Origin of the sequence: Psychrobacter sp. DM8 (assembly GCF_051307025.1) — a bacterium.
Lineage (GTDB): Bacteria > Pseudomonadota > Gammaproteobacteria > Pseudomonadales > Moraxellaceae > Psychrobacter.
Window position 1 is genome coordinate 1,466,808 of sequence record NZ_CP195538.1, and the last position, 16,854, is coordinate 1,483,661.

General features: G+C 45.9%; 15 protein-coding genes. 8 read left to right on the forward strand and 7 right to left on the reverse strand.

What is annotated here, in order from left to right:
* The first annotated feature begins 63 nt into the window (after positions 1-63).
* The gene (locus ACR64J_RS06260) at positions 64-396 is read left to right on the forward strand and encodes an ArsR/SmtB family transcription factor (RefSeq protein WP_435948892.1); all 333 of its coding nucleotides are present in this window, start codon (positions 64-66) and stop codon (positions 394-396) included.
* A gap of 54 nt (positions 397-450) precedes the next feature.
* Here the strand turns inward: ACR64J_RS06260 and ACR64J_RS06265 are convergent, their stop codons facing one another.
* From ACR64J_RS06265 to ACR64J_RS06285, 5 genes are all read right to left on the reverse strand, one after another.
* The gene (locus ACR64J_RS06265) at positions 451-1,173 is read right to left on the reverse strand and encodes a sulfate/molybdate ABC transporter ATP-binding protein (RefSeq protein WP_435948893.1); all 723 of its coding nucleotides are present in this window, start codon (positions 1,171-1,173) and stop codon (positions 451-453) included.
* 29 nt (positions 1,174-1,202) lie between these two features.
* Positions 1,203-2,159: a sulfate ABC transporter permease subunit CysW gene (cysW, locus tag ACR64J_RS06270; RefSeq protein WP_435948894.1), complete on the reverse strand. Its 957-nt coding sequence runs from the start codon at positions 2,157-2,159 to the stop codon at positions 1,203-1,205.
* Between the two features lies 1 nt (position 2,160).
* Positions 2,161-2,991, reverse strand: a complete 831-nt coding sequence (gene cysT, locus ACR64J_RS06275; protein WP_435951032.1) for a sulfate ABC transporter permease subunit CysT — start codon at positions 2,989-2,991, stop codon at positions 2,161-2,163.
* Between the two features lie 214 nt (positions 2,992-3,205).
* The gene (locus tag ACR64J_RS06280) at positions 3,206-4,294 is read right to left on the reverse strand and encodes a sulfate ABC transporter substrate-binding protein (RefSeq protein ID WP_435948895.1); all 1,089 of its coding nucleotides are present in this window, start codon (positions 4,292-4,294) and stop codon (positions 3,206-3,208) included.
* Positions 4,295-4,558: 264 nt separating this feature from the next.
* Positions 4,559-5,671 carry a sulfate ABC transporter substrate-binding protein gene (locus ACR64J_RS06285; protein WP_435948896.1) on the reverse strand — a complete coding sequence of 371 codons (1,113 nt, stop codon included), beginning with the start codon at positions 5,669-5,671 and terminating at the stop codon, positions 4,559-4,561.
* Positions 5,672-5,897: 226 nt separating this feature from the next.
* Between ACR64J_RS06285 and ACR64J_RS06290 the strand changes: the two genes are divergently transcribed.
* Positions 5,898-6,428: a hypothetical protein gene (locus ACR64J_RS06290; protein WP_435948897.1), complete on the forward strand. Its 531-nt coding sequence runs from the start codon at positions 5,898-5,900 to the stop codon at positions 6,426-6,428.
* A gap of 156 nt (positions 6,429-6,584) precedes the next feature.
* Positions 6,585-7,706, forward strand: coding sequence for a Fic family protein (locus ACR64J_RS06295; RefSeq protein WP_435948898.1), 1,122 nt, complete (start codon positions 6,585-6,587; stop codon positions 7,704-7,706).
* 78 nt (positions 7,707-7,784) lie between these two features.
* Here the strand turns inward: ACR64J_RS06295 and sat are convergent, their stop codons facing one another.
* Entirely contained in the window at positions 7,785-9,053 is a 1,269-nt protein-coding gene (gene sat / locus ACR64J_RS06300; RefSeq protein ID WP_435948899.1) for a sulfate adenylyltransferase, read from the reverse strand.
* Positions 9,054-9,327: 274 nt separating this feature from the next.
* Between sat and ACR64J_RS06305 the strand changes: the two genes are divergently transcribed.
* The 3 genes from ACR64J_RS06305 to ACR64J_RS06315 all read left to right on the forward strand — a co-directional run bounded on the left by ACR64J_RS06305 (position 9,328) and on the right by ACR64J_RS06315 (position 12,588).
* A complete protein-coding gene (locus ACR64J_RS06305) occupies positions 9,328-11,019 on the forward strand; it encodes a nitrite/sulfite reductase (RefSeq protein WP_435948900.1) in 1,692 nt (563 codons plus the stop codon).
* On the forward strand, positions 11,012-11,614 hold the full coding sequence (locus tag ACR64J_RS06310; RefSeq protein ID WP_435948901.1) for a DUF934 domain-containing protein: 603 nt from the start codon (positions 11,012-11,014) through the stop codon (positions 11,612-11,614). The genes ACR64J_RS06305 and ACR64J_RS06310 overlap by 8 nt, the downstream gene beginning before the upstream one ends.
* A gap of 335 nt (positions 11,615-11,949) precedes the next feature.
* On the forward strand, positions 11,950-12,588 hold the full coding sequence (locus ACR64J_RS06315) for a phosphoadenosine phosphosulfate reductase domain-containing protein (protein ID WP_435948902.1): 639 nt from the start codon (positions 11,950-11,952) through the stop codon (positions 12,586-12,588).
* A gap of 95 nt (positions 12,589-12,683) precedes the next feature.
* On the opposite strand, the gene ACR64J_RS06320 is transcribed toward ACR64J_RS06315, so the two are convergent.
* Entirely contained in the window at positions 12,684-13,199 is a 516-nt protein-coding gene (locus tag ACR64J_RS06320; RefSeq protein WP_435948903.1) for an SDR family NAD(P)-dependent oxidoreductase, read from the reverse strand.
* Between the two features lie 238 nt (positions 13,200-13,437).
* Between ACR64J_RS06320 and cobA the strand changes: the two genes are divergently transcribed.
* Together cobA and ACR64J_RS06330 are read left to right on the forward strand one after the other, a co-directional pair.
* Positions 13,438-15,147, forward strand: a complete 1,710-nt coding sequence (gene cobA / locus ACR64J_RS06325; protein WP_435948904.1) for a uroporphyrinogen-III C-methyltransferase — start codon at positions 13,438-13,440, stop codon at positions 15,145-15,147.
* A gap of 175 nt (positions 15,148-15,322) precedes the next feature.
* Positions 15,323-16,813 carry an exonuclease SbcCD subunit D C-terminal domain-containing protein gene (locus ACR64J_RS06330; protein ID WP_435948905.1) on the forward strand — a complete coding sequence of 497 codons (1,491 nt, stop codon included), beginning with the start codon at positions 15,323-15,325 and terminating at the stop codon, positions 16,811-16,813.
* Positions 16,814-16,854 lie beyond the last annotated feature (41 nt).

Below are 16,854 nucleotides of genomic sequence, written 5' to 3' on the forward strand. Positions count from 1 at the left end.
GATTATTTATTCAACTACTGATATATTGTTCTCATTAAACCAAACCATAAGTTGGAAACGTCTATGACTACCGATAGTTTTGTAATGCAACCGCTTGGACTGTTCAAAGCCTTGTCTGATCCAACTCGGTTAAATATTTTTTATATTCTATACAAAAAAGAAGCGCGCTGCGTCGGTGAATTGGTAGATATGCTAGATCAGCCGCAGCCTACAATCTCGCGTCATCTTAATCATCTCAAAAAAATCGGTCTGCTCAATGCAGTACGAGATGGTACGTGGATGTGGTATGAAGTGGCAAATGATTTGCCGCAGTGGTGTCAAGTCATTCTTGAGTCCACCCATGAGACCATGGTCAAACAAGCCGAGGGGAAAAAAGCCCCGCTTGTAAACCTCTAATTTAAAAGACCTATATATTAGGTCTTTTTTATGCCTATTCACTTTTACAAACAGCTATACCAAATCCAAAAAATCACTGACAAAGGCATTGCTCGTCTGCTCAATGAGACTCTCGGGCGTGCCGACTTGCTCAACGCGTCCTTGATTCATCACCACAATCTCATCTGATACTGCTCGCGCCTCTTCTTGATCATGAGTGACCATAATACTGGTGATACCCAGCTCGTGATGGATGTTCTTAAGCCAAGTACGCAGCTCTTTACGTACTTTGGCATCGAGTGCGCCGAACGGCTCATCTAGTAACAAGAGTTTAGGCTTGACCGCCAATGCTCGCGCTAGCGCAATACGTTGTCTCTGTCCGCCAGATAATTGATGAGGATAGGCATTAGCCAATTGCGGCAATTGGACCAAGTCTAATAAATCAGCCACGCGCTGCTTGATTTCAGTTTTGCTAGGTCGCTCGTTTTTGGGCAGTAGCGTCAACCCAAAAGCGATATTATCAGCGATGTTTTTGTGGCGAAACAGCGCGTAATGCTGAAACATAAAGCCAATATGACGCTTTTGCACGGGCGTATTGGTCACATCAACCCCATCAAACAATATCTGACCTGAGTCGGCATATTCAAGCCCTGCGATGATACGTAGCAAGGTCGTTTTGCCGCAGCCTGAGGGACCAAGTAAAGTCGTGAGCTTGCCAGTTGGCACGGTAATATTAATATTATCCAACGCGGTAAACTTACCAAAGGTTTTATTAACGTCTCTTATCTCAATGCTCATAGTGATATCTCTGTGTCATTCTTTAGGATTTATTTGACGCCGTCGGTTTTAGCTGGTTTCTCGATTGGCTGATTGTTAACCGTCGCATTGGCGCTCACTGGCAACTCAGGCGCTGCCGCTAAGCGCTCAGACTTGGCAAACTTACGTGATTGCATCTTTGTCATAATCTGCTGCACCAGCAAAGTGACGAGTGCTAAAGCGGCAAGCAAACTTGACAAGGCAAAAGCGGCGGTAAAGTTATACTCGTTATAGGCAATCTCAACGAGTAGCGGCATAGTATTAGTCTCACCGCGTATGTGCCCTGATACCACGCTTACCGCACCAAACTCACCCATCGCGCGCGCATTGGTCAATATCAAACCATATAGCAGCGCCCATTTAATATTAGGCATTGTGATGTGCCAAAACGTTTGCCAACCGCTGGCACCTAGGGTCAATGCCGCTTGTTCTTCAGAGTCGCCTTGGGTTTGCATCAAAGGGATAAGCTCACGGGCGACAAAGGGAAAGGTCACAAAAAGCGTTGCAAGCACAATCCCTGGTACCGCAAATATTACCTGAAACCCTAGGCTCTCAAGCCAGCCGCCAACAGGGGAATTTAGACCAAACAGCAGGATAAACATCAGACCTGCAACCACAGGTGATACCGAAAATGGTAAATCAAGTAAGGTCGTCACCAATTGCTTACCCCGAAATTGATAGCGGGTTACCAGCCAAGCAATAGCAATACCCATCACCATATTGATCGGTAAAACGATAGCGGCAGTGAGCAAAGTCAGCTTAATCGCTTGTAGCGCCTCATCCTCAACTAGGGAAGCAATATATAAATCCCAACCATTTTTTAGCGCTTCATAAAACACGGCAAGCAGTGGGATGACTAACATGATAATCATAAATAAGACGGCGATACCGATAAACACTCGTCTGACCCATGGTTTATCTTTGGTCGCAGGATTGCTTTGGTAGTCGTAGCTATTGGCGATTTGCATATTAGCGAGCTCCTACGCGGCGCGACAGTTTCCACTGCACGATATTGATACTGAGCAAAATAACAAACGAGATCATCAGCATAAATAGCGCCACAGCCGACGCCCCTTGAATATCAAATTGCTCAAGTTTACTGATGATGATGATAGGCAAGATCTCAGACTGCATGGGAATGTTGCCCGCGATAAAAATTACTGAACCATACTCACCAGTTGCCCGCGCAAACATCATGCCAGCGCCCATAAACAGCGCAGGTAATAGCTCAGGCAGAATCACTTTGCGAAACGTCGTCAAACGAGTTGCACCCAGTACTGCAGATGCCTCTTCAAATTCGACCGATAACTCAGCGAGTACAGGCTGTACGGCGCGAACGATAAAGGGAAAGCTGACCACTACTAAAGCGAGCCAAATACCGATCGGCGTAAACGCCACTTGAATACCAATCTTGGCAAACCATTGTCCGATTAGGCCATTAGGCGCATAGAGCGTGGCAAGCGAGATGCCCGTTACCGCCGTCGGTAGTGCAAAAGGCAAGTCAACTAAGGCGTTAATCAAGGACTTGCCCCAAAACTCATAGCGCACCAGCACCCAAGCGACAAGGGTACCAAACACCATATTAGTCAGCATCGCCAAAAACGACATCCAAAGGCTCAGCTTAATTGCGGCGGTGACCTGCGGCTGGGATATGGTCTCCCAAAACCCGCTCCAGCCCATCTGGGTGGTGGTATAAGCCATCATCGCAAACGGCAATACCACAAGCAGGGATAAACTAAAGACTGTGATACCCATGCTAAGACCAAAGCCTGGTAGCACGTTGCGCTGACGCAAACGCATGAGCCAGCCTTTATTAGGGGGAGCAAGCGTATTGGCTAAAGGAGTCTTTGCGCTCATAAGGGTAGTCCTGTTTGTTCTTATTTTTTATGACTTTACAATTGAAATGCCTTATACCATAAAGGACATAGCAGTGATCGCTATGTCCCCATGTCTGCATATTTATAAGTCTCAATATCCATAAGCTACAGTCGCTTATAGTGAATAAAGCGCTTAATTATTGCGGAGCATTGACGGCGAGCTGATCAAAGACGCCGTTATCGCTAAAGAACGTACCCATAATCTCATCCCATGAACCAAAGGCATCGTTCGGACGGAAGGTTTCAACAGGTGGTAATTTATCACCGTTTTTATCAAGTACGCTCTTGACGCTAGGACGCAGGTATAGATCAGCCGCTAGCTGCTGAGCCGGCTCGCTCCATAGGTAATCCAGATAAGCTTTGGCCGCATCTGTCGTCCCTTTTTTGTCCGTTACAGCCTTTACAATGGCAACGGGGCTCTCTGACTTAATAGAATAATCAGGATAGACGATATCAACTTGACCTTGACCGAACTGCGTGGCGGCAAGATTGGCTTCGTTTTCAAAGGTCACGAGCACATCACCGATACCGCGCTGTACAAAGGTTGTGGTCGCCGCACGTCCACCATTCTCATAAACCTTGACGTTTTTGAGCATGTCGCGGACGTAATTTTTGGCATTGTCTTCATTATTATCAAAAGCATGCAGACCGTAGCCATAAGCGCCCAAGAAGGCATAACGGCCGTTACCGGTCACCTTTGGATTGGCCATGACAATCTCAACACCTTCTTTGGTGAGATCTTCCCAATCATTGATGTTTTTTGGATTGTCTTTACGCACCAAAAATACGATCGTGCTGGTAAAGGGTACGGCGTTATCAGGGAACTGAGCTTCCCAATCATCAGCGACCAAGCCCTCTTTTTGTAGTAGCTCGATATCTGAGCCTTGGTTCATCGTCGCCACATCCGCTTGCAAGCCATTTGCCACAGATAACGCCTGTTTGCTTGAGCCGCCATGAGACTGTTTGATATTCACAGTCGCATTTGGATTCTCAGATTTGTAGTGCTCAACGAACATAGGGTTATAATCTTTATAAAAATCACGCGCTACATCGTATGAGACGTTGAGTAGCTCGATATTTTGGTTCTCAGTTGCAGGCGCGCCGTCGGTATTAGCTGTCGTCTCAACGCTCTCGTTGTTACTGCAGCCCGCTAAGCCAAGCGTGACCGCAAGACCTGCAATACTTAGTGTACTAATGGTTTTGTTTTTATAAACTTGATAAGTCATAGGAGTCTCAAAATAGGTCATGTGAGTTAAGGGATGCCAGTATGCTAACAGCGCCAGCTTATTATCTTTAATGATGAATATGCGTATGTTTCTGCCAAAATGGAATAATAACGCGAAACACAAACCTTAAAATAGCCAATGGACTCGCCTTTTATTCTACAAAATCCATCGCTATCAGAGACTTGTATGGTTGCAATGTTGTGCCTTTGCCTTTTAATAAACCGTACTTTTACTAGGCACAAAACCGCATGTCATCTAACGACTCTACGAAGTGCTCTTTTGTACCAGCTTATCAAAACGTCCACCATCAACAAAAAATTCATCCATAATTTGTGTCCACGATCCAAAGACAGCTACTGGCTCAAAAGTCTCAATCTCAGGTAGCGTCTGTCTATGTGCGGCAAGTATGTTTTCATCGCTTGGGCGTAGATACGTTTTTGCTATGAGCGTTTGCGCAGGTGCATCCCACAGCCCTTTTAGATAAGTATTAGCCGCCTCGGTACTACCGTGTTTGTCGCTCACAGCTTTGACGACAGCGACAGGGTTATGGATCTTAATAGAATAGCTTGGATAAACGATATCCACTTGACCTTTAGCGTGCTGCTTTGCGACTAGGTGCGCTTCGTTTTCGGTGGTGATGAGCACGTCCCCTAGCCCGCGCTGAGTGAAGCTGGTGGTTGCCGCACGGGCACCATTGTCAAAAGTGACGACGTTGGCAAGTAGTTTGCTCATATAAGTATCTGTTTGAGCCGCGCTTTGGGCAACCTCACTAAACTTGTGAAGACCGTAGCCGTAGGCACCCAAAAATGCGTAACGCGCGGTACCACTGGTCTTAGGATTTGGCATGAGTACCTCGATATCTGTACGTGCCAAATCCTGCCAGTCCTGAATATTTTTTGGATTGCCTTGGCGCACTAGCAGTACGATAGTGCTGGTATAAGGAACGGCATCGTTTGGAAAAGCCTGCTTCCAATCGGTTGCAACCAGTCCCTTTTCGACAAGAAGATTCATATCACTTTCTTGGTTTAAAGTGACGATGTCTGCTTGCAAGCCATTAGCTACTGATAACGCCTGCTTACTAGAGCCACCATGCGATTGATCAATCTGAACATCACTATCTGGATACTGCGCCTGATAGTCCGCTTTAAACAGTGGATTATATTCTTTATAAAAGTCGCGTGATACATCATAGGAGACGTTGAGTAGCTTAATATCGTGCAAAGCTGTGTCTATATCCGCTTGCGTAGCAGGCGCTTGCGTGCAGCCTGCTAACACTAAAACAGCACCCGTCATCAGTAATGCGCTTGATTGAACATAAGGGTTTTGCTGGCGGTTATTAGGTCGCGATCGCTTAGGGGTAACTACGTTTTTGGTCATAGCAGTTCTCTGTTAGGTGAATGACTCATTTTTATGACTAGCGCAAGCTTAGGTGATAAACAACAGACTCTCGCAGTAATGAGCGCTATGCTAGCAGCTGATTTATCTATTGCTTAGTGACAAATTCGCTTATCACCTATTCAAGTTGGCATAAGTGAATTTATTGGGTATTCTACGAGCTGCCTGCAAAATCGTATGTTTTCAACTTTAATAAATGAGCGACTATATGACCACTCCACTTCTGCCCTACGCTACTGCCGCGGCGCTGCTCGCTGTTATTACTGTTAGCGGCTGTAGTACGTCTCCTACTCATGTCACGCACACGACATTATCAACGCACACTTTAGGTCAATCAGTCGATGTCCAATATAAGCCTTCATCTGCCGCAAAAAGAGTCATTGGCAGCTATGTCTCTGAGGGTTATAACAAGCGAGCGCAGGGTTACGACTGGGTGGCTATCAAAATTAGTCACGATAGTGACGTTAAAGATAGTATTAAGATAAAAGTGCATAGCCGTAGCGATATCAAAAAGTCAACTTGTCAGTTCAATGGTATGGCAACTTTATTAGGTCAAGATCAAGCGCACGGCATTATTTTTAAGACACATATAAATGACAGTAGCGTTTTTTTTCAATTTAAAGACGATACCCTCGCTATTGATAGCCAAGACAAATACACGCTGAGTCGCTTTTGCTCAGGCGGCGGCTCTATGGCTGGCGAGTATCAAAAACTTGCAAGAGATTTAGATCTGGATTAAAGCATCGACGTCTAGAGAAAGCTTGACTTTAAAAATTAGCATAAGCTTAGTACTCAAAATGCATTGAATAAGCCTCTTAATCTCTGCATAATATGCGGAGATTAGGTTATTAATGACCGCACAGCTTTTTGATTGCCTCATGGCTTAGGAATAACAATGAAGCAGGCGATTTATATTCATGAAAGATCAGACTGGACACAGTGGTGCTGGTCAGATAAGCAATTACTACCTCTAGTGAGTCGTGTGCGGATATTACAAGGACATCTGCTTGGTAAGTTAGTCACCTTGGGTTTTGATTTGAAAGTTGAAGCACAATTAGATGCGGTTACTCTTGAAGTCGTTAAAACATCTGAGATTGAAGGTGAGACATTAAATAATGAGCAAGTACGCTCCTCGGTCGCACGGCATTTAGGTATAGAGACTACCGACATGCCTGCTGCCACGCGTGAAATCGATGCGATCGTTGAGATGATGCTTGTAGCCACTTATGGTTATCAAGAGCCACTGGCGTTGAATGACTTGCTGGGATGGCACAATGCCCTGTTCCCAACAGGATATAGTGGACTGTATAGCATCAAAGCAGGAGCAATTCGTGATGATAGCAAAGGAGCTATGCAAGTGGTGTCTGGTGGTTACGGGCGTGAGCAAGTCCATTTTGTGGCGCCAAGTGCAGATAGGTTGCCCATAGAGTTAGAGCGCTTCTTAGTTTGGTTTAATACATCCGCAGATGAGCAAGATAATTTGGATCTAGTCATCAAAGCTGGTATCGCTCATTTATGGTTTGTGACCCTGCATCCTTTTGATGATGGTAATGGCCGCTTGACGCGTGCAATCACCGAAAGAACGCTAGCTCAAAGTGATGGTAGTCTGCAACGTTTTTACAGTATGTCAGCTCAAATACTTAAACAGCGCAATACATACTACAAAATACTAGAGCGTACGCAAAAAGGGGGTTCAGATATTACGCAGTGGTTAGTTTGGTTTTTACAAACGCTAGAGCAAGCGCTATTAGCCGCACAGAAAACAACAGATAAAATCATCAGAAAAGCCAGCTTTTGGCAGAATCACCGTCAGCAATCATTGAACCCAAGACAAGTAAAAATGCTCAACATATTATTGACTGACTTTTATGGCAAGCTTACGACTAAAAAGTGGGCCTTGATGACAAAGTGTTCAGCGGATACCGCGTTAAGAGATATTAATGATTTAATAGAAAAAGACATACTAAAAAAGTCCATCGCTTCAGGACGTAGTACACATTATGAAGTGGTGCTGTAAATATAGAATAGATAAAAAAGTAAAATCCCCAGTCGCTAAACTGGGGATTGTGCATTCATTAGCTATAATTCGTTCGAACTACACCGCCGATGCGCCAGTGAGCTTGACCTCAGCGCGTTCTTCCTTAGCAATACCGGCATAGTATTCACGCAAGATCTCAAGCACCTCAGGACGGCTAAAGTTCTCTGGCACCTCCTCATCCTCTGATAGCGCTTTACGCAGTTTGGTACCTGATACTTTGACATGATCGGCAGCGTCATGCGGGCAAGTTTTGTCAGAGGCCATAGCATTACAAGCATTACACCAAAACGTCCAGCCAATCTTTAGAGGCTGCGTAATAAGGTCATCCTTTTCAACTTTATCAAAAATCGTCTGCGCATCAAACGCACCGTAGTAATCACCGACGCCTGCGTGATCCCGACCAACGATGAGGTGGCTACAGCCGTAATTTTGGCGGAATACGGCGTGTAATAATGCTTCACGAGGGCCTGCGTAACGCATGTCTAGTGGATAGCCTGCTTGTATCACCGTGTCAGATCTAAAGTAGTTATCAATCAAGGTTTTAATCGCTTCTTGGCGTACATCGGCTGGGATATCACCTGGCTTTAGCGCCCCTAATAAGGAGTGAATGAGCACCCCATCGCATATTTCAATGGCAATCTTGGCCAGGTACTCATGCGAGCGATGCATTGGATTACGCGTTTGGAAGGCGGCAACCGTTCTCCAGCCTTTGTCACTGAGAATTGCGCGAGTCTCGCTTGGAGTTTTGTAAATCTCAGGATACAGCGCTGGGAACTCGCCTTCACTAAGCACCTCGACGCGACCTGCGACGTTGACCTCCCCTTGATTGAGGACTTGCTGCACACCTGGATGCTCAGGATCAGTGGTGGTAAACACTTGCTGGCATTCATGATCTTTATCGATAGTATAAGTTTCCTCTACCGTGAGGATACCCATCACTTCGCCATCATCTGCGACCAAGGCGACTTTATCCCCTTGATTTAAACTATCGGTCATGACTTTTGGCGCGGATAACGTAATAGGAATGGGCCAAAACAGACCTGCATTATCACCTGATTTTAGGCGCATCTCATCGACCACCCCTTGCCAGTCGGCTTGGTTCATAAAACCCTCTAGCGGGGTAAAACCGCCGATACCTAGCATAATCAAATCACCGCGCTCGCGCGAGCTGAGCGTAATGGTCGGCAAGCTTCTGGCAAGTTTGAGCGCATCAGCGTGCGCTTGTCCTTTTAATAGCAAAGGCTTTAGAGTGTCACTGCCATGTGGCGGGACTAGCTTGGATTGTGATTGATTATCTGATGTTGACTGCGCAGGAATAGACGTCATAGTGTTTTATAACCTTAGGTTGTGAGCAATAAATGGATGACGCCTAGGCTAACCAATTTTGATTATGAAAATTTATGCTGACTTTGGATATGGATATGACTTAAAGGAATTACTGTTTTAATGCATAAGCTTATATGATGTGACCCAGTATTGCTTTACACCTGTCTGTATTGGGCACCGAGCACTGAGCACTGGTTACGAGCACCGCAAAAGTGCTGCCCAAGGTATAGGCGCTATTCTACGGCGCAAGAATAAAATAAACTGAGATGACATCATGTATCAATATAATTACGCTGATCAAACGCTAGTGGAAGAACGGGTCGCCCAGTTTCGCGATCAGACCGAGCGCTTTTTAGCAGGCGAGCTACCAGAGGAGCAGTTTTTGCCCCTGCGTTTGCAAAATGGCCTCTACATTCAGCGATATGCCCCTATGCTGCGTATCGCTATTCCTTACGGACTACTCGCCAGCTATCAGCTGCGCAAGTTGGCTGAGATTACCCGCAAATATGATAAAGGCTACGGACACTTCACCACGCGTACCAATATTCAGCTTAACTGGCCCAAGTTGGAGGACGTTCCTGATATCTTGGCAGAGCTGGCATCAGTGCAAATGCATGCCATTCAAACCTCGGGCAACTGTATTCGTAATACTACAACCGACCCCTACGCGGGCATTCACCAAAATGAGATCGCAGACCCGCGCCCTTATTGTGAGATTATCCGTCAGTGGTCAACCTTTCATCCTGAGTTTGCTTTTTTGCCGCGTAAATTTAAGATTGCCGTCATCGGTACGGATGAAGACCGCGCCGCCACCCAAGTGCATGATGTCGGTCTGCATCTAAAGAAAAACGATGCAGGCGAGCTTGGTTTTGAAGTGCTCGTTGGCGGCGGTCTTGGTCGTATTCCAGTACTGGGTAAAGTTATCAATGAGTTCTTACCCCGTGAGCATCTGCTTAGCTACTTAGATGCTATTTTGCGCGTCTATAATTTGCACGGTCGCCGTGACAAGGGCAGCAAGTATAAATCACGCATCAAGATCTTGGTCGATACTTTGGGCGGGCGCGAGTTTGCCAAACTCGTCGATGCCGAGTGGGAGGCGAACACCAAGGATGGCGAGCTGACGTTAACGGAGGAGAACTTTGCCACCGCCATTAGCTTCTTTAGTGAGCCTGATTATAAAGCGTTTGACGCGTTGCAAGTACAAGCTAACTTGCAAGCGCAATTGACAGATAATAAAGACTTTGCCAATTGGTACAATCAAAACACGGTCGCGCATAAAGTTGCCGGTTACCGCGCGGTAGTCATCTCCTTAAAGGCAGGGCTCGTTGATGGCAAATACGTCCCATCAGGCGATGTAACTGATACGCAAATGGACGCCCTCGCTGATTTATCCGATACCTATAGCTTTGGTGAGCTACGCGGCACCTATCAGCAAAATCTTGTGTTTGCCGATGTCGAAGTCAACAAACTGTATGAGCTGTGGCAACAACTGGTAGAGCTACATCTAGCCCGCGCTAATATCAATACCTTAACTGACATGATCGTCTGCCCGGGCTGGGATTACTGCTCGCTTGCTAATGCCACCACCCATAATATTGCTGAACAAATTGAGAATCAATTTAGCGATTTGGACTATCTCTACGATTTAGGTGATATCCGCCTCAATATGTCAGGCTGTATCAATGCCTGCGCGCATCATCACACTGGTGATATTGGTATCCTTGGCGTCGACAAAAAAGGCGAGAACTGGTATCAGATCAGCCTTGGCGGTAACTCTAGCAACGATGCCAAACTTGGCAAAATACTGGGCCGCTCAGTGCCTACCGAAGCGGTGGCGGATACCATTCAACAGATCGTTGATGTCTATGTTGAGCTGCGCGCGACTACAGATAATGACGTTGAGAGCTTTGGCGAATTGGTTGAGCGCGTCGGTATTGATCCCTTTAAGGAAAAGGTTTATGGCTAATCATCATATATTAGATAGTAAAGGCGTTGATGTGAGTATTGATGATACGTGGCAGGCGCTTGCGACAGACAACTTGCCAGATAGCATTGGTTTAAGTGAGATAACTTTACTTGAGCTGCTACAACGACAAGAAAAGCCTGAAGTCATAGTGCCACTTAACGATTTGCTGGGCAATGAAGGGCTACTTGCAAGCGGCCTTGTCAAAGAAGTCTATACGCTTATCGAGCAGCACTCGAGCCGTTTAGGGGTGTGGATCACTGCTGATACCGACGCTGATGTATTGAGTGCAGTCAGTGAGCTGTTATTGCAGCAGTCACTCATCGTCATCCACGTGCCCAAATTTGCTGATGGACGCAGCTTTAGCTTTGTACAAACCTTGCGTCAACTTGGCTACAAAGATGAAATACGCGTGGCTGGCGAGTTTGGCCGTGACCAAATTGCTTATCTGCTGCGCGTCGGCGTCGATAGCTTTGTACTGGGTGAGCACGACGTCCATCCAGACTCTACTTTTAATATCGAGCAGGCCTTTACGGCGCTTGCTAGTAGTTATGATGGTCGCCGCGCCGCAGATTTGCCTATGTTTGCAGGTGCTTAACCTTAGGGCGTATTGAACATTCACAAATACGCACTGACAGAGACTATTTTTTAGGCGATTCAAAGATAACAATAGTAAGTTTAGTCATTCTAAGCGTCTATTTTTATCAAAGGAGCGGCAAAAAAGAGTTCTGTCTTTTCAGGCTGATGCTAAAATTGCCCCCCAGCTCTATATAAGCAGTGTGTTGCAAGTTAAGCTAAGGTCTAGACATTATCTTCGACTTGCGCCGTGTCTGGAACCATTTTAGCGATCAGCAGTGCCATGGTTGAATGTTCAACACGCCCTAGTATTAATTTTTATTCATCGTTTTTAAATGAACAATTGAGGAATCTACCATGAGCCAACTACACCCAAATCTTGATATCGACCAAGCCAACCAAGACTTGCAAGGCAAAACACCTGAGCAAATCGTTGAGTGGGCGCTAAGCCAAGCCAAAAACCCAATTATCACCACCAATTTTCGCCCGTATGAGTCAGCGATTTTGCATTTAGTCGCCAAACAGCGTCCTGATATCACCGTATTATGGGTAGATTCAGGCTACAACACGGATGCGACTTATCGTTTTGCGAATAAAGTTATCAACGATTTAGACCTAAACGTGGTTACCTATATTCCTAAGCAAACCGCAGCCCACCGTGACGCCACCATGAATGGTATTCCAGGTATTGATAACCCACAGCATGACGAATTTACAGAACAAGTCAAACTTGAGCCGTTTCGCCGTGCACTCGATGAGCTAAAGCCTGACGTCTGGTTCAATGCTATTCGCAAAGATCAAACTGAATTCCGCCAAGGTCTTGATGTGCTGAGCCTATCAAAAGATGGCGTATTAAAAGTCGCGCCACTATTCGATAAAAATGATGCTGATTTAGACAAGTATTTAGATGAGCACAACTTACCAAATGAGCATGACTACTTTGACCCAACCAAGGTAGAAGAAAGCCGTGAATGTGGACTGCATACTCAGCTGTAATCGTTGACAGTGACCTATCAAGCAAAAGCCCTCTCGTTATGAAAGGGCTTTTTTGTGCAAGTATCAGGCAAAAATTCGTTAACACTTATAACTTACTAACGACCGAGCACCCAACCGCCATCCATAAACACGTTCGCGCCATGCATGTAGTTGGAATCATCAGACGCCAAGAACACCGCCAGGGCCGATATTTCCTCAGGCTTGCCGGCGCGCTGAGCAGGAATACGATTTAAGCGCTCATCCTCGATGCCCTCTGTCATCGGCGTTTCGATGAAGCCCGGTGATAAAATATTTACTTTGACGCCTTGACTACCAAAATCAAATGCCAACTGCTTGGTAAATCCTAATACCGCATGCTTTGAGGTCACATAAGCAGAACCGCCTGGGCCTGCCATCTGCGTGGCTTGCGAGCCTACATTGATGTTGCTATCTTCAATAGCTTTGACGATGCGCTTGCCGTCATCCTCGCTCAGTCCAGTAACGACCACTTTTGCGCCCTCAGCGGCGTAGGCTTTTGCGGTGGCCTCCCCTAGTCCTGATGTCCCACCAAATACGATAGCGACTCTATCTTTTAATTTTGTGTCTTGTAGTTTTTTATCTTGTGATGTCATAGTCATTATCCTTATGTGAGTTATAGATTATTAAAACATCCTAGCACAGTTAACTAAGGGTCAATGTTTGCATGTGTTTAACTGCGTATAAGAGGCATCCTCTCTATTCCTATATACCGCGAAATCTCCTGCGCTTATGACAAAAATAACTATACTAATGCCAATACACACCGTGAGACTCTGCGCGCAAGCCTTCATAATATCAGTATTATTAGATTGACCTATCCTTGGTGCTGTTATGAATACTTTTCCACTGTTTTTTAAGCTCGATAACCGCAAAGTGCTGATCGTTGGTGGCGGCGATGTGGCACTACGTAAGGCCGATTTGCTCAGCCGTGCAGGGGCGCATATCACCATTTTGGCGCCTAGTATAGAGGCAGATATTCAGGCACTCCTTAGTGACGATAAGCATAGCCTCATTTATAAACACTACGATAAGTCCTATATGACAGGCGCGCGCGTGATTATCGCCGCAACCGATGATGAGGTGCTCAATTATCAGATTCATGCAGACGCCACCGCGCTGAATATCCCCGTCAATGTCGTTGATACGCCGCCGCTTTGTGATTTTATCTTTCCCGCTATCGTCGATCGCAATCCCATTGTCATTGGTATCTCCTCAAATGGCAAAGCGCCCGTGCTGGCTCGCCTCTTGCGCGCCCGCCTTGAGACTTTAATTCCGCAAGGCTATGGTAAATTGGCCAAATTAGCAGGTGATCTGCGTAGTGAGGTCAAAGCAAAGATCCCAACGCTAACAGCTCGTCGCCAGTTTTGGGAGCGCGCCTTTGAAGGCCAAGTGAGCGCCCTAGTATTCGCAGGTAACGAGGCTGAGGCGACTGCGCTATTAAAGGCTGATCTAGATAAAACAGCGGCGCAGATTGCAGTATCTAAAACCACACCTGTCAGCGCCTCAAAAACACAAGAGGATGCGCCTAATACGTTAAGCGCTCATGCACCTGTCCCACAAGATAGTGCTAATGATAAGCAAAACGAACACCATAAGTACGCCCAGCCTGTTGGTGAAGTCTATATCGTTGGCGCAGGCCCAGGTGATCCTGAGCTATTAACCTTTAAAGCACTGCGTCTCATGCAACAGGCCGATATTGTCTTTTACGATGCGCTAGTCTCGCCGCAAGTGCTTGATCTGTGCCGACGTGATGCGGACAAGGTCTATGTCGGCAAAAAACGTAGCAATCATGCGGTCGCGCAATTGGGTATCAATGAGCTGTTAATCAACGAGGCCAAAAAAGGTCGCCGCGTGGTGCGCCTAAAAGGTGGTGATCCGTTTATCTTTGGTCGCGGCGGTGAGGAGATTGAGAGCCTACGCGCGCAGCATATCCCTTATCAAGTCGTGCCAGGCATCACGGCCGCCAACGCCGCTGCTAGCTATGCTGGTATTCCGCTCACCCACCGCGATCATTCGCAATCTGTGCGCTTTGTCACAGGATTCTTAAAGGCAGGCGCACCTAACAATAATTTTAAAAGCTTCTTAAATACTGACGAGACCGTGGTCTTTTATATGGGCTTGCATTCCTTGCCGCGTCTGACCGAAGGCTTGATAGATGCAGGCCGCGCCGCTGACACCCCTATCGCTATTGTCTCAAATGCTAGTATGCCCAATCAGCAAGTGTTAACAGGGACTCTCGATACGATTGTTAAGCTGCAAGAGCAAAAGCAATTACCAACGCCTGCTCTTCTTATCATGGGTGATGTGGTGGCATTGCATCACGATTTGGCTTGGTACAATCAAAACGATGCCACTAGTGTTACGGATAATAGTAATACGGATAATAATTGGCTGCGCGGTGGTAATACTAGGGCGCCAAAAGATCTAGTGACTCAAAATCACCCTCATCATCCTGATGGACAGCATGCCCACGCGCTATCAATGATCACTTCTTTGGCTGAGTCGCAGCATGAGGGTTTGGAGCAGTTGGTGATAGGTTAGACTGATATAAAATCAAGATAAACAAAAAGGTCATATCAGTAGTCTTGGTATGACCTTTTTTTATTTAAAATTTGCTTTTATCCCACATAAGGAGTCTATTTCCAAAGTATTTGTTTAAAGCGGCAAAATTCTTGTTAGAATAAATGCCATCTATTTTTAGTCTGTAAGCTGACCTATGCTTGTCACCACCACTACCTCTTTAGTTAAACCCTTAACCATCCTGCACACCTCTGACTGGCACTTAGGTCGCAGGTTGTATGGACGCATGCGTTATGACGAGTTCGAGGCATTTTTGGGCTGGCTTGAGAGCACCATCAGCGCCCAAAGTGTCGATGTACTCATTGTCGCAGGGGATATTTTCGATACGATGACGCCAAGCAACCGCGCGCAGGCTTTATATTATAAGTTTTTGGGTAAAGTATCGACATTATGCTGTGATCATATCGTTATCGTCGCCGGTAACCATGACTCCCCAACTTTTTTGGATGCGCCAAGCCAAGTCCTTAAATTCTTAAATGTGCACGTTATCGGTACTGCTTGCGATGATCTAAACGATGAAGTCTTAGTATTAAATGACAAAGACGGTAGTCCGCATTGTATTATCGCCGCCGTGCCTTATCTACGTGACCGCGATGTACGTAGTAGTCATGCAGGCGAGTCCATGGACAGCAAAGACGCTAATGTCATAAAAGGCATTCGCGCGCACTACGATGAGGTTGCACGATTAGCGAGGGACGCGCAAAAATCATTAACCCAAGAACACAATCGCCATATTCCTATTATCGCGACTGGTCATCTGTTTGCGGCAGGTAGCAAAACGACACAGGACGATGGCGTAAGGGATCTTTACGTGGGCAATCTGGGTAAAATATCAGCTGAGATGTTCGATAAATGCTTTGACTATGTCGCGCTTGGTCATTTGCATGTACCCCAGCGCGTTGGCGGTCAAGAACATATTCGCTATTCAGGTTCGCCCATCGCTATGGGCTTTGGTGAAGCAAAGCAGCAAAAGCAAGTATTGCTCGTGCAATTTGGCGACGTGCTATCTACTGTAAAAAAATCGCCTCACTCCTTAAGTGAAACCGTTATAAAACCTGTCAAAAAAACGATTACTCATACCAATGATTTGATAGATGATTTATTTGGTTTTGAAGCGCTTAACAGTATTGAAGAAGAAACGACTCAAACGCTAAGCTATGAAAATTTAGACACCTCTGAAAGTTCATACACAAAAACGCTCTACTCAAATGAGAGTAATAGTATGCAAGTGATCTCTGTACATATACCTTGCTTTCAAAAGTTAGCGCAAATCTCAGGGGATCTGAGCGTTATAGCAGATACTATCAAATCACTAGAGCCAGCTGACTCGATTTGGTTAGAGGTGGTTTATACCGGTGATGAGATCGTCAGTGAGCTGCGTGAGGACATCAACACGATGATAGAAGGCTTGTCTTGCGAAGTGCTCAAAATCAATAATACTCGCACCTATAATAAAGTATTAAACCAGGAACAAAGCTCTGAAACGCTACAAGACTTAAAAGTAGAAGCAGTCTTTGAGCGCTGCCTAGATATGCATGATATCGCCGACACCCAGCGCGACTCACTACGGGACGCCTACCAGCAAATACTTCACAATATCTATCATGATGATAGCCGTGCTGAGTGATAATGTGCTCTTGTTTTAAAACTCTCATAACTCCATTTTTA